We start from the raw sequence: 21,408 nt of genomic DNA, 5'->3' as shown, positions 1-21,408 counted from the left end.
TCTGTCCATAACTCTGCCCCTCTCCCTGGCCGCTCCGCGGCCGTCCCTCTCCCCGGCGGGGAGAGGGTTGAAGAACTTCCCCCTACTCTTCCCGCACTACTCGACTGGATGCGCGACAGTGCCGATGTGCCGGAAGCGCGATGGGGAAAGACCCGCGTGCTCCCGGCCGGCGATCCGCGATCGGACCTGATGATCCTGATCGACGCACCGGAGGCCGGCGAGCTGATGGCTGGAGAGATCGGCGCCTTGTTCGATCGGATGCTGGCGGCGATCGGCCGCGATCGGGCCTCCATCTGGCTGGCGCCGTTCGCAACCGTGCGGCCGGTCGGCCGCGTGCCCCAGGACGTGCTTCGCCGGCTCACGGCTGTCGCGCGCCACCAGATCGGCCTGGTCGCGCCGAAGCGGCTGCTGATCATGGGCGACGCGCCGAGCCGTGCCTTGCTTGGGATGGAGGCGATCCCGGCGCGCGGGAAATTCCATTCGCTTAACCTTGGCGCGGCCACGGTGGAGACCGTTGCGACCGTTCACCCGCGCCTGCTGCAGGAGCGGCCGGCCTTCAAGGCGCAGGCCTGGAAAGACCTGCAGCTCGTGATGAAGGGGCTTTGAGTATGCGCCTGGCGCATTGTGCCGTGTGCCTGTTGGCCGCCGTGTCCGTCCCCGCCCTTGCCGAGGGCAATCGCGCGCGTGCCGATTCGGCGGCGACGCAGGGCATTGGCCAGTTGCCGGCGGTTCTGAACGATTCGGAAAAGGCGGCTTTTCTCGGCATCTTCGCCGACATGAAGGCCGGGCTCTGGTCCGAAGCAGCGACGAAGATCGACGCGCTGCCGGACGGACCGCTGAAGTCCTACGCCCGGGCGGAGCTGTTTACCGAAAAGGGTTCGCCCAAGGTCACCAACCCCGACGATCTGACCACGCTGGCGGCCGCCGCGCCGTGGCTGCCGCAGGCGCCGCAGCTCGTCGCGCTCGCCCGGACGCGGGGCGCGAAGCAGACGCCGGACCTTCCCGTTCAGCAGCGGCTGGTGTGGCTCGGCTCCGCCCCGGCACGCGAGCGCGCGGACACGATCAAGGACGATCCGGTCTCGGCCCAGCTCGCGCCGAAGATCCTGCCGCTGATCAAGATCGACGATCCCGCCGGCTGTGAAGCCATCCTGAGCGAGCAGGAGCCCAATCTCTCCGGACCGGCGCTGACCGAATGGCGGCAACGTGTCGCCTGGTCCTATTATCTGAACGGCGACGACACGAATGCGCGCCGGCTGGCCGCGCTCGCCCGCACCGGCGAAGGCGAATGGCGCGTCCAGGCGGACTGGACCGCCGGTCTCGCGGCGTGGCGCCAGCACGATTATCCGGCCGCGGCCGAAGCCTTTTCCGCCGTGGCGACGCATGGTGGCGATCCGGACATCCTGGCAGCCGGCCATTATTGGGCCGCGCGCGCGTTCATGGCCGGCGGTCATCCCGAGCAGGTGCAGTCGCGCCTGCGCGCGGCCGCCCATTATGGCGAGACCTTCTACGGCATTCTCGCGGCCGAGGCGCTGGGCCTTCAGCAATTGCCGCCGAGCGAGCGTGACGGCCTGACGCGCGAATGGTCGCGGCTGTCGGCCGTGCCGAACATCCGCGTCGCCAAGGCGCTGGCCGAAATCGGCGAGCGCGAGCGCGCCGGCGAGGTGCTGAAGTTCGAGGCGAAGCTCGGTCGGCCCGAGGATCACGCGCTGCTCGCGTCACTGGCGGCGCGACTGAACCTGCCGGAGACGCAGCTCTACCTCGCGCACAACGGCCCGGCCGGCGCGCAGCCGAGCGCATCGGCTCGCTACCCGACGCCCGACTGGCGCCCCGTCGGCGGTTGGCGGATCGACAAGAGCCTCGTCTATGCCCACGCCCTCCAGGAAAGCCGCTTCCGTCCTGATGCGGTAAGTCCGGCCGGCGCCTATGGCGTGATGCAGGTGCTGCCGGGCACTGCTCAGCTGATCGCCAAGCGCCGCGGCGAGTCCGCGCCGGACCGACGCCAGCTGCTCGACCCCGCGGTCAATCTCGATTTCGGTCAGGCGCGGCTGGAGCAGGTCCGCGATTACGGCGCCACCGGCGGTCTTCTGCCCAAGGTGGTCATGGCCTATAATGCGGGGCCCGGCATGCTCGACGTCTGGAACGCGCGCGTGAAGGGCGGCGAGGACCCGCTGTTGTTCATGGAATCGATCCCGTTCTGGGAAACCCGCGGCTATGCCGTGACGGTGATGCGCAATTACTGGATGTACGAGCGCAATTCCGGACAGGATTCGCCGAGCCTCAAGGCGATGGCGCAGGATCTGTGGCCCCGCTTCCCCGGGCTGCCGGGCGCCAAGGCGGTGCGGCTCGAGCGGCATGCGCCGGTCGAGATGGCCGCGGCGGGGACGGCCCTGGCCGATGCCCATTGACGATAGCCTGCCGTTCAAGCCGGTCCGCATCGCGGTCCTGACGGTTTCCGACACCCGCGGCCCGGCCCAGGACACGTCGGGCGACCTGCTGGTCGAGCGCCTCACCCACGCAGGACATGCGCTCGCCGCGCGCGCGATCGTTCGCGACGAGCTGGAGGAACTGGTCGCCCGGCTGCACAATTGGGTCGACGATCCGAACGTCGATTGCGTGATCTCGACGGGCGGCACCGGCGTGACCGGCCGCGACGTCACCCCCGAGGCGCTGCAGGCGCTGGGTGGCAAGGACATCCCCGGCTTCGGCGAACTGTTCCGCTGGCTCAGCTATCAGTCGATCGGCACCTCGACCGTGCAGTCCCGCGCCTGCGCCGTGGTCGTGCGCGGCACCTATGTCTTCGCCCTGCCGGGTTCGACCGGCGCGGTGAAGGATGGCTGGGACGGCATCCTCGGCCCACAGCTCGACAACCGTCACAGGCCCTGCAATTTCGTCGAGCTGATGCCTCGCCTGCAGGAACGTTAGGATTCCAGATACCTGCATGGCATTAGGCGTGCGGTTTCTACGATGTTGCGGACGCGGTTCGAAGCCTTAGCTCACGGACATCACCTTGAAGGATAAGATTGACAGTGGCCGGCCGCGTACTCTGCGTTGACGACGAACCGTTTATTCGAATGGTGCTCGCCGAATGTGTCGCGGGATTGGGCCTCGAGGCGGTGGAGGCCGCGAGCGGCGAGGAAGCGCTCGATGCCTTTTCGCCCAGCGCGATCGACCTGCTGATCACCGATATCCGGCTGGGCGGCATCAGCGGCTGGGAAGTCGCGGAACTCGCGCGCGCGTTGAAGCCGAACCTGCCGATCATCTATATCTCCGGCTTCCCGAGCGGGGGCGAGAAGCTGCCGGACACGATCTACCTGCCCAAGCCCTTCCGCCCGCACGAGCTGGAAGACGCCGTCCGCAAGAGCCTGGACTCGCTCGCGGCCTGATCCCTCCTCCTTATTTCTGCAGCAGCGGCCGTTCCGCGTCGCCGACGATCGCGAATGCAGCCCAGTAATAGGGGTGCGACGTATTGGCGTCGTCCATCAGCTTCACCTGGGCCTCGCGCAGAGCCTGCCCCGCCGGCGTTCCGGGCGGGGCACTGAACATGCCGGTGATCAGCCGCTTGGTCGCGTCGTAATCGTCCGGCACCGGCCAGTGGCTGGCGATCACGCCGCGCGCGCCGGCGCCGACGAACGCGCGGACCAGTCCGTCGAGCGCGTAATTGCCGCCGGTGGCGACGCCCGCTTCGCGCGTTTCCTTGATGGTCGCCATCCCGGCCGTGTCGCAGGCCGACAGGATCACATAATCGGCATCGAGCTTCAGATCGAACACCTCCTTGAAGCTCAACAACCCGTCCGAACCCTGACCGCCGAATGAGGTCAGCAGCGCCGGCCGTGCCGGGCATTGCGGGCGCGGCGCGGTGACCAGGCCGTGCGTCGCGAAGTGGAGCACCCGATAATCGCGCAGATCCGGTAGGTGCTCGACCGCGGTGTCGGAGAAGTCCTGGCCGGTCATGATGGTCGACTGCGTGCCGCCGATTGCGGTGCGCGCGAACTGGAGCTCGGCAGCAGAAATCGGATGGCTCCAGGTCTCGAGTGGCCAGTCGCATTCGCCCCGCGCCGGTCCGCCGGTCGACAGGAACGTCGCGGCCGTGAATGGCGGCGCATTGTCGCCGAGCCCCAGATACGCGCGCTTGCCCGTCGACGGGGCAATCTGACGGACATCGGTGAAGGACCGAGCGGACACCGCCGTCGTCACTTCGCGGTCGCGGCCCAGCCAGGCGACGCCGCGCATGTCGAACTTGTCGGCGCCGGGCTTGGCGATCCGCGTCTCGTACGCGTCAACGCCCGCCTGATCCGTCACCAACAAGGTCGGCGGCAACTGCAGCAACGGTCCGTCGGGTTCGACGATCAGATGGGTCACGCCTTTCAGCGGCGTGGGTCCGAGCGGATCGAACATCGTCCGGTAGAGCTGCCGCGCCCGAACGACGTCGAACGGAAGGGTGACGAACTGGCCATTGTCGACGGTGACGATCGTATCACGCAGCTTTGCGACCGTGTCGCCGAGCTGGGCGGCGGTCAGGTCGAGCTTGACGGCCTGGGCGCGATCCGGCGTCGCGAACACCGCATAGGCATCCTCACCGACGAGCCTCAGCTGGTAATAGGCCTCGCCGGGCTTCAGAATCTTCTGGAGATCGGCAAGCGTCAACGTCTGCGGCGATAGCACCCGGTAACGCGGATATTTGCTGAGGCGCGATTGCAGCGCGGTCTGCTCGCGCTCCAGCGTCGCCAGCTTGTCGCGCGCGGCGGCCAGCGTCTTGGCGGCGTCGCTACCCTCGGCCGGGTTCGCGGCTGCGAGCTGGGCGACGTCGCCGCTCTGGCGAACCACTTCACGCGACTGGTTCACGGCTTCGCGGAACAGCATTGCCGCTTCATCGTCCCCTTCGGACAATTCGCGGGCAAGAACCGCCTGTGTCTGGGCGACGCCCGGACGGACGAACACCTGGTTCGCCGCGAACATCGCGCCCGCGGCCGCGGGATCGGACGCCGATCTGGAAGCGAGGAGCGCGAAATAGGGCGCGAGCGCCTGCCGCACTGCCGCCGCGGCGCCGGGCACACGTTCACTGTCTGCAACGACCTCTTGATAGAGCTTCATCGCCTCGTCGGCCCGGTTCTGGCGTGCGTAGAATGCGGCCAGGCGGCTCTTTGCCTGCAGCAGTGCCGCCGATTGCGGATAGTTGGTCTCCAACAAAGCGATCGCGTTCTTCAGCGCGCTTTCGGCGGCGCCGGGATTGCCGGTCATTTCCCGCACCAGCCCCGCTTCGGCCATCGCGTCCGCGCGCATGAACGCCGTCGATATCACCCGCCCCTGACGGACAGCGGCGAAATCCCGATCCGCGCGTTCGAGAAGCTGGAGCGCTTCGGGATAGCGGCGCTGCATCCGAAGCGCGATCCCGCGCAATTGCTCGGCCTGCGCATCCAGGATCTGCGCGCGCTCGAACGGCGTCAGCCGCGTGTCGAGCCCGCCTGTGCGGTTGAGCGCCGCGTTGGTGCGGTTGATCTCCTGCGCAAGCTGCGGCGTGATCTCCGCGCCGCTGATCGCTTCCTGCGAATAGCGATCGACCGCAGCGACCTTGCGGTCGAGCTCCTGCAGCGCCTCGGCGGGGCGGCGCTGGTTCATCTGATGGATCGCGCGGTAATTGCGCAGCAGCCGCCCAGCGATCGGATCGTCCGCCGCGCCCCGCTGCTCGGCTTCCGCGAACGCCGCGTCGGCGGCGGGCACGTTGCCGAGGTTCGATTGCTGCAGGCCCTGGTTGGCCAGATATTCGGTCGCCCGAGGGGCGTCGTCGCTGCCCGCCGTGCGCTCGTACAGCGTCTGGAAGAACTCCGCGGCTTCCGCATAGCTGCCGGAATTGTTGCGGGCATAGGCTTCCGAAAGCGCCCCCTCGGGGTCGAGCGCGCCGGCCTGGACGCGCGCGAACGCGGCCGGATCGCCGGCGGCCGTGACCGCGACCTGCACCTCGCCATCGGCCGGGCGATCGGTGACGATGCTGGCCAGCCCGAGCTTCAGCGCGGAATCATAACCGGTTAGTCCCTGCGACGCGTAGAGCGTGCCGCCCCGGGTGACGCTGTAGGTGCGGTAATTGAGCTTGTCGGCGCCCTCGCAGTCCTGAGCCGAGACTTCGGCCAGGCCCGGCACCTCTGCGGCTTTCGGCGCATCGCAGCGCCTGTCCGCATCGGCGAGCCGGGCCTGGTCGCCCCCTTTTAACGCGTAAAGACTGCCCACCGGGGCCGCCGCATCGCGGCAGACGATCGCGTAGCCCCGGTCGAACATGCCCTGGAGCTTTGGATCGAGCGGGCGGAGTTGCGCGGTGCAGCGCACGCCCGAGGTGCCGATCCGGAAGCTTTCCTGGATGCTGAGCGGATCGGTAGGTGCCGCCGAAACCGGCTGGGCAAGGGCGGCGCCGGCCGCCGCGGCGAGAAGACAGGATCGGATCATTTGTCGCCTCCCTGGTCGGGCTTGGGCTTCGCTTCACTCTCCCGCCGGTCGTTCTGCTGGTCGGGAGTTTCCCACAGGCTTGGATTACCGCCGCCCGAAACCGGGTCGGAAATCACCGGATCGGTGCGGAGCTGGCCCGTGTCGATCGTGGTGATGAGCGTGACCGTCGGCAGCGCAGCGACCTTTTCAGGATCGGCCGCGCTGTCGAGATTGCCCTGGATCGCGTCCACCACGCTGGTCGAGATCGGGGCGATCGCGGCCGGTGGCGGCGTCGGCGGCGGAGGCGGCGGCGGGGGTGGCGGTGGCGGAGGTGGTGGCGGGGGTGGCGGGGGTGGCGGAGGTGGTGGCGGAGGCGGGGGCGCGGCTGCACAACCCGATCCGCCGACCACGCAGCTGTTCACCGCGGATGCCGTGGTGAAGCCGCCATTCCCTTCCCCGCTGTTGAACGTGATCGCACCCAGCGTGTCCTGGTTCATCTTGAACGCACCGCTGGGATCGGCGACCCGTCCAAAGGCGAACACGTCCAGCGGCGCATTGCTCGGCGCAAGGCTGGTCACCCGCATGCCGCCCGCGCCCGCGCTGAACCCCGCGGCCTGGTCCGCCGATCCGCTGTTCTGGATCGCGATCAGGTTGACTGCGCTCAGCTCCAGCCGATTGGCCTGGATGCTGCCCGCCGGATTGGCCGAACCGGTCGGCGCGGCCAGCGCCTGGTTGCGGCCGGAGAAGTTCGGGTCGGCTGCGATCTGATCGAGCAGGTTGCCGGTCGCAACGACGATGCTTCTGCCGATCAGGTCGAGCGTGCCGCCCAGTGTGCCCGATCCGGAGCCGGTCATCATGATCGCGCCGCCGCTGTCGGTCGCAACCCCGATCGTCCCGCCGGAGAGCAGGCCCAGCCGGTCATTGGGCCCGGCATTCGCGATCGTGAACGCGCCCGCGACACGGATGCGGCCATCGGTGGAGATTGACAGCCGGCTGCCGTCCCCGACCAGATTGGCGGCGCTGCCCGCGCCCGAACCGTTCAATGTCACGCTGCCGATCGTGACCGGCGCGGAGGTTGCGATGTCGATCTGCTGCGCCCGCAGCTGCTGCGCCTCGGCGGCGCTGATCGCATAGCCCTCGCCTCCGGTGCCGCCGAAGCTGAATTGGCTGACACCGGGTGCGTTCAGGCTCAGCAGCGTCGTTTCGGACGTGCCGAGCTGCGCCGACGGCGCCAGCCTCAGATCGGCGGAGGTCACGCTGATCTGCGAGCCGCCGACAGGCCCCGTGAAGCTGGCCAAGCTGCCGGCGGTGACGTTCACCGGCCCGCTTGCCGCGATCGCTGCCGCGGTGATGCTGTCCGTTGCGCTCAGGTCGACCGTCGTGGCCTGGACGTTGCCGACGCTAAGCGCGCCGCCGCTGGTCAGGCTCAGCGCCTGGGCGGTCGAAAGATCGCCCAGCGAAAGCGACGCGCCGCTGTCCAGCAGCAGCCGGTTTGCCGCCGTGATCGCCTGCGTGTCGAACCCGTTGTTCGCCGCTGCGGCGAACCCGCCGGTTATGGCCGGGCCGGTCAGGGTGACGAGGCCGTCCAGCCGTACCGGCGTCGCCGTGCTCAGGACGTTCGGGTTGAAATCGCCACTGAAGTCGCTGCCCACGCCAAGCCCGGCAAAATCGGGATCGCTCTCGATGATGCTGACATTCGATATGAAGATGTCGTTGTTCGGCCCCGTTCCGCCGGTGATCGCTCCGGTGGAGACATCGGTCTTGGCGAGCAGCAGCGCGCTCTTGCCCATCGAGATCGAGCCGGTCGAGACGCTGCCAGTCACCGATTCCAGCCCGACATAATCGAGGCTGGCGATGTTGCCGGTCTGGACATTGCCGCCCGCACCGACGCCGACGAGGAAATCCTCGCCGGTCGAAATGCCGCTGTAGAAATCCCCGGTCTGCAGATCGCCGGTCGTGACATTGCCGCCCCCGGCAACCTCGATCCGTTCCGCCTTGATCGCACCGGTGTGGACGTCGCCTGACGGCCCCATCAGGCCCTCATCCGGGGATATATTGACGGAAACGGCCTTGATGTTCCCCAGCGTGGTCGTCCCCGACGCGCCGATCTCGACCGTGCCGGACACGAGCGACTGGTCGCCCAGCGCGGCGGTCACGTCCTGGGTGCTGATGTTGCCGCCGGCGAAAGCGAAGACGCTGTCGCCCGACCGGATGCTTCCGGCAGAGATATCGCCGTCGGCGGAACGCAGCGTGACGCTGCCATAACCGCTTTCGGTATCGAGATCGCCGACCGACAGGCCGGCCTGACCATCGACGTTGATGCCCTGGCCCGCCACGATGTTTCCGGCGGTCACCCTACCGCCGGTGCTGGACAGGCTTGCACTGCCGCCGGAGCTCACGTCGCCGACCTGCAACTGGCCGCCGGCCTGGATTTCGAAGAAGCCGGCGGTGCTGAAGTTCGACGCGGTGACGAAATCGCCGCCGAAGGTCGCCGAGAAGCTGTTGGTGATGTCGACCGTACCGGGCGTGCCGCTCGCCGGCGGGAGCAGCGACCCGCTCGCGCTCAGGAGCAGGCTGTTCGCCTTCAGCGCGCCGCCATTGACGGCGCCGAAGCGCAGATCGCCGACGGTGCTGACCGAGACCTGGTTGTTGACCGTCAGCGTGCCGGCGTCGACCAGCAGCGCGGATTCCGCCCCCGCTGCCGTGCCGTCGAGACCGAAAGTGAACAGGTCCAGGCTGTCGAGCGTCACGTCGGCCTGCGTGACCTGCGCAGAGACCTGTCCTGCAGTCGTCGAGCCGCCGACGCTGCCGCCGCCGCCTTGCGCGAAGGCTGAAACCGACAAGGCGGTGCCGGTCACCCCGCCGCGCTCGGTCCGCTGGAAGCGATTGGTCGCAAGCAGGCCGATGTCGCCGCCGCTCGCGTTGCCGCCGACACCAGCCGTCGCGCCGGCACCGCCATTGCCGCCGATCGCCACGCCGATCAGGTTGACGGCCTGCGTCGTCACGGGCGCGCCGCGCGAGAGCAGCGTGGCCGTGCCGCCGATGCCTTCGCCGCCGGCGCCGCCATTACCGCCGGCGATCCCCTCGCCTCCGGCGCCGCCGGCACCGAGCACCGCGACCTGAACATTGCCGAGCGTCGCGTTGCCGGTGTTGCTGGCGGTGTCCGGGCCGCTCGCCGTGCCGAAATTCGTGAAGCCGCCGGTGCCGTTGCCGCCGCGCCCGCCATTGCCGCCGATACCGCCGGACGGTGCCGCGTCGCCGCCCTGCCCGCCGCTGCCGCCTTCGCCGGTAATCCCCATCGTGATGTCGCCGGTGACGAGCGTGCCGCTGCCGGCCTCGGCGATGGGCCGGATATCCCCGCCCGTGCCGTTTCCGCCGGCGCCGCCGGCGGCTCCAATGGCGCCGATGCCGCCGTCGCCGCCTTCGCCATCGGCGTTGATTACGATGCTCCCCAGCGTGACGGAACTCGGCGTGCCGACCGCAACGCCGTATTGTCCAGCGGAGCTGGCGAACATGCTAACGGCGCCGCCAAAGCCGTTGCCGCCGACCGCTCCCTGGCTGCCCAGGCCGAAACCGCCCTCGCCCGACGCATCGATCGAGAATGCGCCCGGCACGCCGATATCGCCGCCTGCAGCATAGACGCTGATGAAGCCGCCCTTGCCGTCGCCCGCTGCCTTACCGCCGCCACCGCCCCTGCCGGTGGACTCGAGGGCGACGCCCCCATTCAGCTGCGTGGTCCCGCCAAGGGCAGTGACATAGCTTCCCTTGTCGAAAGGTCCGACATCCGTGTTCGCCGGGAAACCGCCGAGGCCCAGGCCGCCGATGCCGTTGGTCGCGTCTCCAAAGCCACCGATGCCTGACGAATCCAAAGACGCGAAACCCGCCACCTTGGTGAGGGCAGTCGGGCTCGCGGGAGAATCGATAACGCCCGTGCCGATCAGCGCGATGCCGCCGGTGCCGCTTCCTCCATCGCCAACGGACGCCGATCCGCCCTCGCCCCGGGCGTTCAGGGTCACTGCATCCCGGAATGTAAGTGTGCCATTTCTGGCATAAGCATTGGCGAATCCGCCGAAACCATCGCCGGGTGTCGACGCGGTCGTGCCTGTCTGGGCGCCGCCCGACCCGTTGGCGGAGAGGATGGACTGACCGCCAATGTCGACCGCGCCGTTGGCCAGCGCGCCTGCCGTACCCGCACGGCCGCTGCCGGCCAGGAAATTGCTTGATCCGCCCGTCGCGTCGGCGGTCATGTATAGAGCTCCCGCGATCGTCAGAGTGCTTCCAGCATCCGATGACAGGCTGGCAAACCCACCTTTGCCGGCGCCCCCGCCGGATCGGCCGCTTCCCCCGAAACCCTCTGCTGCAGCATTCACGGTGCCACCGACTGAGACGGTGCCGCTGTTGGCGAAGAGATAGACGCCCTTGTCGAACGGCCCATTGACGGCATCCACGGGTGCGCCGCCGATACCATCGCCACCCTTGCCGCCAGTCGAGGAACCACCGTTGCCGGACGCGTCGAGCCTGAGATCGCCAACGGCCGCCTTGTTCGCAGCCGACGTCCCGAACGTGCCGAACGTTGCCAGGCCGCCGATGCCGATGCCGCCGTCGCCGCTGCCCGAAGCCGAGCCGCCGTTGCCGGTCGCGCGTGCATCAAAGCCACTGGCGAGTGTAATCGTGCCGCCGTTTGATTGAGCAATGGCGGTGCCGCCCGAACCCATGCCGCCATTGCCCGATCCGGCCGTCCCGCCATTGCCGCTCGCGTCGAGGCTGACGAATGTCGCCGCGGAATCGACGGTGCTGCTGCCATCGGCGAGTATGAGCGCAGAACCGCCAAATCCCTGCGCCCCCGCTCCGGAGCCGTTCACCGATCCGCCGAAGCCTTGGGCCGAAATGTTGAGCGAACCGCCGAGAATGTTGACGACGCCGCCACCCGTGGCTTCAATCAACGCGAAGCCCGAAGACCCGTTTCCACCGTTGCTGCCGTCGGCCGAGCCAAATCCGCCGTTCGCATCGCTGCGGATGTCGACCGTTGCAAGCTTGATCGTACCGGCAGTGGCCACAACAGATGCGTTCGCGGCCTTGGCCATGCCTCCCGCACCGCCGGGCTGCGCAAGACCGGCGCCGCTGTACCCGCCCGTTGCATTCGCGAAAATCAGCGTCGAACCGAGCGCGATCGTGCCGGAGCCGCTGGTGCTGATCTGGGCGTTGGACGCCGCCGCCGAACCGCCGGACCCTGCCAGACCCGTGCCGCTGAAACCGTCGCCGCCGGTGCCGCCGAACGCTGACGAATCGAGGGAGACTGAAGCGGCAGTGATCGTGCCGCCGCCGCTCGCAGAGAGCGAGACGCCGCCGCCCGCCAAAACATTCCCACCGGCGCCGCCGGGCGTCGTTGCATTTGGCCCCGCACCGCCGTTGCCACCTGTCGCTGCCGTGCGGAAATTACCTGCGCCCATCATCAGCGTGCCGCCGTGCACGTCGATCTGCACGCTGCCTGCCGTGGCACTGCCGCCGGCACTTCCCGGAACAGAAGAGCCCGAGCCAGCGGCTGCAGTGGAGGTCAGGCCGACCTCGCCTGCGAAGCTGACCGTACCGGTAGCTTGGTCGATCCGGGTGAACCCCGCACGCGCGCCTCCTGCATTAGCCTGGTTGCCAGACGCTCCGATCGCGTCCGATGACATCGAAAGACTTGCGGCCTTGAAGCTGGTGGAGGCCGCGCCCGACGGAGCGACGATGCTCAGGAGGGCGTTGCCGCCGATCGCGCTTGGCCCGACATTCCCCGCGGATGACGGCTGACCGGTCGTTGCTGCGGCTGTGATCGTTGCCGAGCCGCCAATGTCAGCCGATCCTCCTCCTGGGCCGAACAGGGCCTGCGCTGTGCCCGCGTCAGCGCTCCCGGCAGCTTTCGAGCCGTCGCTGAACGCGCCCGCCCTGATCGCTAGGTCCGCGGTAGTGGTCAGCGATCCGTCGTCGATGTTCAGGGTCGCCGTGCCGCCCGTCGCCACGCCTCCCGAAAGCACCGCCGAAGCGTCGACGGACAGCTCGGTCGCCTGCAGCGATCCTCCGCCCGTCACGTTGACGAGCGAAGGGCCAGCCACCGTGGCGGCCTCGGGCGTGTTCGACGGAACGGTGGCGAGGCTGGCGACAATGACCGCCCCTGCCGTTAAGCTGCCGCCGCTGACGTCCAGGGTTGCACTTCCCGACTTGGTGAAGTCGGTCGCGAAAAAAGAGACGCCGCGCGGGCCATAGGGATCCGCACGCACGTTCAGGTCGCCGTTTATGGTTACTGTGGAGCCACTCAGGGCAGTGAACCCTGCTGTGTTGGTGGCCGAGCTGTAGGACTGGACCGTCACCGTGCCGCCCGCGGTCAGCGTGCCATTCTGCGCCACCTGCACCGTCGCGCTGTGTCCGGCGACAAAATAGGCGCTGTTGCTCAGTGCGACCGGCGCGAGAGCGTCATTGTTTGACACGAAGATGTCGGTCTTCGCCTGGGCGGCGATGGGCGAGGTCACGTTGGCCGGCCGCAGATCGATACTCGCGGGCTGGGCAGAGAAAGGCAGGCTCCTGATTCGGTTTGCGATGTCCGTCTGAGCCGGATTGACGCTGAGATCTCCGCCAGCCTGCAAGTAAACCGCGCCATTCTCGACCGTCGCACCGTTCGCGACATCGAACCCAAGCTGCCCGTTCGGCGCGATCAGCATCGTGATGGCGGTGTTCTTGGGCACCGCGACCATGAAGATGCCTTGCTGGTCGCTGCTTCCGGTGCTCGCCGGCCCGGTGGTGGTGCCGTTGTGTGTCAGCGGGGTGCCGTTGCCGTCGGAGCCGACCGCGACACTGATGTCGAACAGGCCCTGGTTGATCGACAGCGTCGCCTGCTCGGCCGCGACATAGGCGGCGGAACCGTTCACGCGGACTGCGCCGTTCTGGTTGATGACCGGCGCGACCAGCGCGATGTAGCTTCCCTCCGGCGTCGCGGTGATCTGCGCGCCCGGCTGGATCGTCACCGCCGCGTTGCTGTTCGCTGCGCTGTTCAGCGTGAAGCTGGTCGTCGACCCGATCGTGCCGGAGCCGCCGGTCGGGTCGCCGGTCGACAAGAGCAGGCTGCCGACGTCGAACACCGCACCGCTGCCCGCGATGATGCCGCCCGGGCTGTAAAACCAGACCGCGCCGCCGGGAGCCGAGTTGACCAGGCTGCGCACCGTGCCGTTGAACTGAATCGCGCGCGCCGGATTGGTCGGCACGATGCGGTTCAGCAGCGTGAAGTTCGACGATCCCTGGTAGGTGACCGTGGAGCCGGCATTCTGGAAATTGATGACGCCGGTGCCATTGGTGTCGCTGGGCGTGAAATCCAGCACCGCCGTCGGCGACTGGACATTGTAGGTCTCGACCCCCGGCGTCTGGTTGCGGGTGAACGTGACCGAACCCGAGACGACCGTCGGATCGGGCGCGTTATAGGATGGCGATGCCTGGGCATGGGCGGGGCTGGCCGCCAGGGCGGTGGCGAGCGCCAATGCGGACGTGCCGGTCGCTGCGCGGCGGAAGAAGCGGCTCTTGTCGGTCGTACGCATGACAAGGTTCCTTTATGGAAGCAGCTTGGTGGTGAGCGAGACAAGGAAGCGGACGTCGCCGCGCTGGGCCTGCAAGCCGGCCCGCTTGGTCGGCACAGCGAGGGTCAGGTCGAGCCGGGCGCGGTTAAACAGGCTGGAGCGGATGCCGCCGCCCAGCGAGACGAGATTGTTCCGTCCGTCCGGCGCGTCCTTGGTCCAGACCCAGGCGGAATCGACGAACACGAACGGCTGCAGCGCGATCTCGCGGCCCGGGAACGGCGCCCACTGATTGACCTTCAGCTCGGCCGAGAAGCCGAAGCCGCTGTCGCCGATGATCGTGCCCGGATCATAGCCGCGGCCAACCGTGTAATTGCCGCCCGAAATCTGCTCGAAGCTGAGCAATGGATCGAACGCGATCTGCGCGCGCGGAGACAGCGAGAAGCTGATGTTTGGTGCCACCTGCACCTCGCCGGTCGCCGCAGCGCGGATCAGCGTTCCCTCTGCATCGCCGTTCGCCCGGCTCTGCGGCGTGCGTCCCGCGACGATGCCGCGTTCCGATGCATCGAAGATATCCAGGCCGTGGCGGAGCTCGAGGCTGCCGGTCAGTCGCCAGCCGGGAACCGCGCCCAGCGTCGGATCGGTCGCATCCGCGTCCAGCCGCAGATAGAGCACACGCAGCCGGTCGCGATTGAGGGGCATGCCCGCGAAGCGGACATTCTGGTTGACGAAATCGAGCCCGACCGCGCCGCGCAGATTGGCCGCCTGGGTGCGGACGAAGGGGTAGCTCGCTTCGGCATTGGCGAACAGCGTGTGGGCGAGAATGTCGGGCCGGGCGCCGCCCGGCGTCAGCGGGGCGATATCCGGCCGTGTCCAGGCGTAGTTGAAGTGGGCGCCCAGCGTCAGCCCCTCGCCGCCCAGCCGGAAGTCGTGGCTTAGCTGCAGGATTTGCTGCTCGTCGAAATCGGACGTCGAATAGAAGGCGATGCTGGTGCGGTCGCCCAGGCCGGTGAGCCCGAAGAATTGCGCGCGCAGCTGCCCGCCCCAGGGGCCGGTATCATGCGCAGCCAGGTTCTGGATGTTCAGGTCGATCAGATAGGGCGTCCGCACCACCGTCACGTCGCCGACCAGCTCGCCGGGTCCGGTGCCGGCCGGCCGCAGCGTCAGCCGCACTTCATAGCCCGGCAGGTCGCGGACCAGCAGCAGATAGCGTTCCGCTTCGTTGCGGTTGAACACCTCCTGCTTCGTCAGCGGCTCCAGATAAGAGCCGATCAGTCCTTCGGCACGCCCCGCCTCGCCCCGCACGCGGACCGCGACCAGCCGCGCATACAGCACCTCGAACCGGACCTGGCCATTTTCGATCTTCTGCGTCGGCACCTGGACGGCGGCGAGATAGCCCTTGTTGCGCAGCACCGTCGCGGCGGCGTCGCGAATGTCGCAGACGACGCTGATCGGCCGCTCCTGGCCCAGATAGGCGCGATAGGCCGGCTCCAGCTCGTCCGGGGTGACGCCCTTCAGGTTATTGAACACCGCCGATGTGACGGTGACTTTCACATCCTTGTAGGCCGGATCATCGAGCGGACAGGGCGCGCGCTCGATGCCGCCTTCGATCTTCACGCGCGCGGCGGGCGGCGCGCTCGGCGCGGGCGGGGACACTTCCTCGCGGGTTGGCGGCGCGATCGGCGGCGGCGGTGCGGTCTGTGCAAAGACAGACGTCGCCGTGAATAGAAATAGTCCGATGCTTCCCGCACGCGCGGGTTTGAGCAAGGCGCCCACCGAGTTCCCCCTGATTCCGTTCTCGGTTCCGGGGCGCCCGTCCCGGAATCAGTGGCGCCTTTTGACGCTCGGGAGCCATTTCAACCCATCCGGGATGGTTACGCAATCCTAAACTTCTGTCAGGCTTGGATTTCGATCGCGGTGGGGAGTGGTGGACGCACTAGGGCTCGAACCTAGGACCCGCTGATTAAGAGTTCTCGGTTTCAGCAGGTCATAGTGAACATACTGACCAGAGGCACTCAAAAACCCTTAAAAATCCGAGGCTGGTGCTATCATGATGCAGGATGATAGCTCATTTTACCGCAGCATGAGGAGTGCCAAATCGGTGCCAAACAAACTTGCCTTGAGCGATGCCGCCGTCAAGCGGCTGCCGCTCCCGGCGAGCGGCACAACGACCTATTGGGACACCATAGAGAAGGGTCTTGGCGTACGGGTCTCCCCGAAGGGCACTCGCACGTTCATTGCCCTCGTGGGCAGTGGCGCACGCCAAAAGATCGGTCAGTACCCGCGCATTGGCCTTGCCACCGCACGGGACGAGGCGCGCAAGCTCCTCGCTAAGAAGACCCTCGGTACATACGAGAAGCCGAATACCATCACCTGGGATACGGCCGTCGAGAAGTACCTCAAAGCGTGCGAGGACAAGAACCGGCCGCGCACGATTAGCGACTACAAGAAGCACCTCGCGCGATTCCCATTCAAGGATCGCCGGCTCACCACAATCAAGAAGCGAGACGTATCCGGCGTGCTCGAAGGCATCACCGCCAAGAGCATGAAGGCCCACGTGCTCACGAGCGCTAAGGCCTTCTTTTCGTGGTGCGCGAACGAGGGGTATATCGACGCCTCGCCCATCTCGGCCTTAAAGCCGCCCCAGTCGCAGGGAACCGCTCACCTCAAACAGAAGGCAGCAAAGCCCAAGCGGGCACTGTCCGAAGCCGAGCTCAACGAGGTGCTCTCAAAGGCCCTCGCCTACCCCTACCCGTTCGGCCCGATCGTCGCGCTCCTCATTCTAGGAGGCCAGCGACGGCAGGAAACCGCTTCCTACGAATGGGAGTGGATTGCGCCCGGCACCATCACCCTTCCGGGTACTGTCACCAAGAACGGCCTAGAGCACCGCTACCCGTACGGATCGCTCACGAAGCAAGTGTTCGAGGCCATCCCGGACTGGGCTAAGCAGAACCAGTACCTCTTCCCCGCCAGGACGGAGAGCGTACGCGGAAAGCCCTCCACCGTGTTCAATGGGTGGAGCAAGGCAAAGAAGGCCTTCGACGCCACCTTGAAGGGCGTGAAGCCGTACAAGCTGCACGACCTTCGCCGTACCTTCACGACCGTGCTCCAGAGCCTCAAAGTGCCTTTAGAGGTCCGCGAGCGCCTCACGAACCATATTTCCGGCACGCAGGCCGGCGTGGCAGGCGTCTATAACGTCTACGGGTATGAAGCTGAAATGAAGGACGCGATTCGCAAATATGACGCGTTTTTGATAAAACTGCTCCGCTCGGGCAATCCCGCCTGAGTGCATCCGGATGCTCCAAGACATTGGAGACTTCGGATGGCGTTGTTGACGAAACGGGAGGTTTGCGAACGGCTCAAGATTTCCCTCGCTCACCTGGGCAGACTGGAGAACGACCCTGCATATGCGCATATGGGTTTCCCTAAACGCATTCAGATCGGCTTCCGCGTCTTATACCCGAGCGAGGATATGGATTCTTGGATTCAAGGGCTCATCGACCGTCGCTAACACACACCGGCTCCTCGCTGGAGCCGACTAGAGCCGGAGGGTAAAACCCTCCGGCTCTTTTCATTACCACCATTCCGGTGCGATCTCTTCTTCCGCCCCGATCGGGCACGCGATACGCAGACCTCCTTGGGACACCTTTCCCGAAACACCTTCGAGGAGGTGGGGGGTGCGCTGCTTGAGAACAGCCGCCCCCGTAACCTCTCGACAGTCCCGCTCCGCGTTCCGTATCTGTTCCCGCATGGGCAATGCGCGATTCGAGGTGATGGGCGACTTTGGCCGGTACGATACGGACGTTGCCGTTCGCTGCGATCACTGTCGCCACAAACGTTTCCTGACGACCGCGCAGGTGTACACCATCTTCGGAATGGAGACCCGTATTGCTAAGGCACAGCGCCGGCTACGGTGCAGCCAATGCGGCGGCAAGGGCGGCCGGTTTGCCCCGATTCCCCGCCTCGCGCCCTGACCAAAACCCAGGCATACATCGCCTTATCCTGTATGCCGTAGTTCCCTCAGTACGATTCCGCCGAAAACGGCGTATTTCCTACCTTTCCGCATCACATGTCCGTCGGGCTCACGCCACGACCCATGATGAATATACTCCCTTCATCCTCCCTCCGGTCGGACGAAGCGATACGCCCGCTATGCCTTAAAGGACACAGACGGCCTTATCTTCATCATGGGTCGTGGCCTTACGGCACAACGACGGACAGTGAGCGGCACAGTACCTGTCCTTTACCGATCACCGTTCCGGCGCGGCCAGCCAGTCCAACCCCGCGCCGGCAGTTCACACGCATCCCTCTCGGGGAAGGGAACACCGAGTACAATATGAAGGGAAACTGCTCTTTGGGCTTTTCCGGCCGGCGTGAGCGACCCGCGAGCCAAACGGGACAGCTTATACCGGCCATACCACATGAACATTCTCTCCGTCGGCCGCCGACCGACAACACTTCTTCAGCACCTTCCGAAACGATATTTGCTTATCGACTCCGGCGAACTCATCGCGCGGATCACAACGCCGCATGCAAAAATTTTTGATGTTCAAAGACATTCCTTCAATCCGCTGCGGAGCAAGACGCCTCGAAAAGCGCGCGAGCTAGCGGACATTTTTTACAGTGCCGATCCAGGCGGTGCTGGCACACTCACGGTACGAAACGGCCGCAGGGCCTTAGCCAAGCTCCTCATGTCCTTTAGCAGGCTTGATGACCTTGATGGCGACCGAAAGGACCTTGCTGTCCTTGATGCCCTTGGTGTGGTCGAAAACGCCCTCTTCTCGCCTCTGGTACGACGCGTGCTCACGGGACCAGAAAACTTCCATTTCTCGGGACGCAATGAAGGCAAACGCACGCCCTCGGTCATCCTCGCAAAAATCGACCCTGCCGAGCTGGGTACGTTCGACGCCTTTCTGCTGGGCAACCTTCTTATGTCACAGTTCCAGGGAGCGATTGTGGTGCCGCAGTTCGGCTTTTTCGCAACACTCGCGCACAAGGAGCTTCTCGCTCAGGAACGGCTCATTGCCGGAATAAACTTCTTTGACGAGGTGCCGCAGCTCAAAAACGAGCTGCTCTTGATCGAGAAGAAAATCGGCTTTCTCACGACGCCAGACGACGCACGCTTGCTAGCGGAGTTTGAGGGCGTAGTACCCGGAACCGTTGAGCATACGGACTGGGTTCATCGCACCATCAAAGGCCGGCCTCACCCTTCTTGACTCTTTTTCCCGCGTGCGCAGTCTCTTGAACGGGGGAGGACTACATGCGCCGCGACATTCCAGTCATGCCGTTCTTCTTCCATAGTTCGGCCGGGTCAGGGTCCGCAGATGGTGGCACGGATTACGCAAGGCTTCACGAAAGCCTCAAAGCTACCTCCCGATCTATGGCAAAGTGCTCTGCGTCGGCGGCTTTGCGCGCTTCGAAACGTACGACCTCGGCTGGATGTATCTCAAGAACTCAGTCCTTCACTGGGCGCACCTGCATCCGGACTGGACCATCCTCGACTTCTTCAAGCACTATGCGCCGCCGACGGATAACAACCCGACGATCGCCTATGCCGCAAATGTGGCCGGCAAGTGCGGCGTGCCGGTATCCACAACGCTGCGTCAGCTCTTCGCCTAGCCTGATACACTTTAGGCATATGACACTCACACCCGCACAAAATGGTTTTGTGAAGCAGCTCGTTTTGCTCGTCGTGCTGTCAGTAGGCTCGTACCTGGCAAACGCGGCCAACCTCACGCCCGTGATGAGCTTTAGCGTGGCAAGCGTCGTCTCAGCCCTCGCCTCTTCCCTTGAAAGCTACATCAAGGCGCAGACCGGCCAGGGCCTTTTCGGTGCCGTCCAGGTGAGCTAGCTTGCGCATCGGTTCACTATACCTTCGTGAACGGCTTGAACGTTCATGAGCTTTGCACTACATCGAGTCGCACGGGCGAATCACCGCCTGCGGAGGACGACGATGACTGATCCAGCAAGCTACCAAGTCCACCACAACGGGCCGCTAAAGCCCGAGATAATCAAATTCCTGAACGACCTGCGCGTTTCGAAGAACTGGACGTACAAAGCTCTGGGAGATCGCCTGGGTATCAGCCAAGCCTTTGCCCATAACTTGCTAAACAAAAAGGGTAATATCTCGACCTCTACGTACATGACGCGAGTTGCTAGAGGCATCGAGCGTCTCCAGGCGGGGGACACTGCGAAGCCGGAGGAAGCCCCGGTCGAGGGCGATACCATCGCAATGCGCGACCATGCGTACCATCTTCGGGACGACCTTCAGGTGGTACTGCGGTTGCCGGCCGATCTTACCGAGCGTGAGGCGCAGCGACTTTCACTGTTCATTCAATCTCTCGCTCAGTGAACAGCTAAGATGAGACCTTCTACCGCGGGGAGGGCCTCCATTCATAAAAAAGGCGCGCCCGCTGACGTTGTATGCAGCGGGCCCAGGCAGTTAAGGGTTGGAGCGGCTGATTCTAGCAAAGTATACCGTCTTGCATTGACATTCTTCGATGTGATCTGCCTGAGAGAGCGCGCCTGCCCTTACGGTAGCACCCAGCCCATCAGAGCCAGGGGGTTGTGCACAGCTACTTTGTCGGGAGCACCGGATGGCCAGCGATCTTGGCCATCCGCGCATTGCTGTCATCAATGAGCGCATCGTATTTCGTAATGTAATCGACCATCACGTTGTGCCGCGCGCGACAGCGTTCGTATTTCTCAAGCACAAAGAGCATCCACTCACGGGTCATCTCCTTTGGCGCGTTTTTGATAACGTCCGGGCATAACTCGCGCATGTTCTTAGTCAGTCCGACTTTGTTTTGCGGTACAGGGGGCATGAAAACGGGAACGATTGCACCAGTAAGGACTTCTTTTTGCTTCTGAGTAAAGGGGACTGGACTCATTTTATTTAGCACATCGACCGACCACTTGCGCAGCTCGGGGCTACTCTCTTTGTTCGTGAGCATTGTCGCTGCGAGCTGGACGTAATCTTTATTCACAGCGTTTGAGCCGCTTTGGTAGCCCAGCACGCCCGCTACGATGACCCCTATGAGGCCAAAGCCTCCGATCGCGACATTCGCCCAGATGCTCTCGCTCATGAACTTCTCCCCCCGGCCGGCTGTATGGAGTCTCTAGCGGGCTCCGTCCATTGGCTAGAGCGGCCGTGCTACTCTCGCATGCATAACGCCGTCGATTTCCACGTACTCAACCGTTGGCTCCAGCTTCTCTTTCACAACATGTTCGGCGGCAGCCCAGATGTATGCCTTCCGGCCCGTTACGCTGCACGCGCGCTTTCCAAAATCCTTGACGACGCCAGCCGTGCGGAGCTCCAGAACACGCGGAGTGACGCGGTTGATCGTCCACCCGAGTTTGAGCGCAATTTCAGCGTTAGTCATCGGCCGAGCGCCTTCGAGAGACGCGAAGACCTCTGCCTGACGATCGTTGAGCAGCGGGATCACGCCCTTGTACG

General features: G+C 65.5%; 14 protein-coding genes. 9 read left to right on the top strand and 5 right to left on the bottom strand.

Features of this window, described 5'->3' with window-relative positions; all coding sequences use genetic code 11:
• The first annotated feature begins 108 nt into the window (after positions 1 to 108).
• From SCH01S_RS02640 to SCH01S_RS02625, 4 genes are all read left to right on the top strand, one after another.
• Positions 109 to 606: a uracil-DNA glycosylase family protein gene (locus SCH01S_RS02640; protein WP_052733733.1), complete on the top strand. Its 498-nt coding sequence runs from the start codon at positions 109 to 111 to the stop codon at positions 604 to 606.
• A 2-nt stretch (positions 607 to 608) separates the two neighbouring features.
• Positions 609 to 2,405 carry a lytic transglycosylase domain-containing protein gene (locus SCH01S_RS02635; protein WP_046347224.1) on the top strand — a complete coding sequence of 599 codons (1,797 nt, stop codon included), beginning with the start codon at positions 609 to 611 and terminating at the stop codon, positions 2,403 to 2,405.
• Positions 2,395 to 2,922 carry a molybdenum cofactor biosynthesis protein B gene (gene moaB, locus SCH01S_RS02630; RefSeq protein WP_046347223.1) on the top strand — a complete coding sequence of 176 codons (528 nt, stop codon included), beginning with the start codon at positions 2,395 to 2,397 and terminating at the stop codon, positions 2,920 to 2,922. The genes SCH01S_RS02635 and moaB overlap by 11 nt, the downstream gene beginning before the upstream one ends.
• 104 nt (positions 2,923 to 3,026) lie before the next feature.
• Entirely contained in the window at positions 3,027 to 3,383 is a 357-nt protein-coding gene (locus SCH01S_RS02625) for a response regulator (RefSeq protein WP_281174939.1), read from the top strand.
• Between the two features lie 10 nt (positions 3,384 to 3,393).
• Here SCH01S_RS02625 and SCH01S_RS02620 read toward each other — a convergent pair whose 3' ends face one another.
• Genes SCH01S_RS02620 through SCH01S_RS02610 form a run of 3 tightly spaced genes read right to left on the bottom strand, consistent with a single transcriptional unit; the run spans position 3,394 to position 15,728 of the window.
• Positions 3,394 to 6,435, bottom strand: a complete 3,042-nt coding sequence (locus SCH01S_RS02620) for a CHAT domain-containing protein (protein WP_052733732.1) — start codon at positions 6,433 to 6,435, stop codon at positions 3,394 to 3,396.
• Positions 6,432 to 13,976, bottom strand: a complete 7,545-nt coding sequence (locus tag SCH01S_RS02615; protein ID WP_046347221.1) for a hypothetical protein — start codon at positions 13,974 to 13,976, stop codon at positions 6,432 to 6,434. Before SCH01S_RS02615 ends, SCH01S_RS02620 begins: the two co-directional genes overlap by 4 nt.
• A 12-nt stretch (positions 13,977 to 13,988) precedes the next feature.
• Complete coding sequence (locus tag SCH01S_RS02610; RefSeq protein WP_169746346.1) at positions 13,989 to 15,728, bottom strand: ShlB/FhaC/HecB family hemolysin secretion/activation protein; 1,740 nt, start codon at positions 15,726 to 15,728, stop codon at positions 13,989 to 13,991.
• A gap of 343 nt (positions 15,729 to 16,071) precedes the next feature.
• On the opposite strand from SCH01S_RS02610, the gene SCH01S_RS02605 reads away from it, so the two are divergent.
• The 5 genes from SCH01S_RS02605 (at position 16,072) to SCH01S_RS02575 (ending at position 20,304) form a co-directional block, all read left to right on the top strand.
• On the top strand, positions 16,072 to 17,238 hold the full coding sequence (locus SCH01S_RS02605) for a tyrosine-type recombinase/integrase (RefSeq protein ID WP_169746345.1): 1,167 nt from the start codon (positions 16,072 to 16,074) through the stop codon (positions 17,236 to 17,238).
• Positions 17,239 to 18,373: 1,135 nt separating this feature from the next.
• Entirely contained in the window at positions 18,374 to 19,168 is a 795-nt protein-coding gene (locus tag SCH01S_RS16295) for a hypothetical protein (RefSeq protein WP_157032775.1), read from the top strand.
• A 172-nt stretch (positions 19,169 to 19,340) separates the two neighbouring features.
• Positions 19,341 to 19,571, top strand: a complete 231-nt coding sequence (locus SCH01S_RS02585; protein ID WP_046347216.1) for a hypothetical protein — start codon at positions 19,341 to 19,343, stop codon at positions 19,569 to 19,571.
• Positions 19,572 to 19,590: 19 nt separating this feature from the next.
• Entirely contained in the window at positions 19,591 to 19,803 is a 213-nt protein-coding gene (locus tag SCH01S_RS02580) for a hypothetical protein (protein WP_157032774.1), read from the top strand.
• Positions 19,804 to 19,905: 102 nt separating this feature from the next.
• Positions 19,906 to 20,304, top strand: a complete 399-nt coding sequence (locus SCH01S_RS02575) for a helix-turn-helix domain-containing protein (RefSeq protein WP_046347214.1) — start codon at positions 19,906 to 19,908, stop codon at positions 20,302 to 20,304.
• A gap of 223 nt (positions 20,305 to 20,527) precedes the next feature.
• Here SCH01S_RS02575 and SCH01S_RS02570 read toward each other — a convergent pair whose 3' ends face one another.
• Positions 20,528 to 21,037 (bottom strand): hypothetical protein, encoded by a 510-nt coding sequence (locus SCH01S_RS02570; RefSeq protein ID WP_046347213.1) that lies wholly within the window; start codon positions 21,035 to 21,037, stop codon positions 20,528 to 20,530.
• 54 nt (positions 21,038 to 21,091) lie between these two features.
• Entirely contained in the window at positions 21,092 to 21,397 is a 306-nt protein-coding gene (locus tag SCH01S_RS15665; RefSeq protein WP_157032773.1) for a hypothetical protein, read from the bottom strand.
• Positions 21,398 to 21,408: the final 11 nt, after the last annotated feature.

Source organism: Sphingomonas changbaiensis NBRC 104936 (genome assembly GCF_000974765.1).
GTDB classification, from domain to species: domain Bacteria; phylum Pseudomonadota; class Alphaproteobacteria; order Sphingomonadales; family Sphingomonadaceae; genus Sphingomonas_B; species Sphingomonas_B changbaiensis.
Note: the sequence above shows the minus strand (reverse complement) of the source record. Positions and strands in the feature narration are given on the sequence as shown.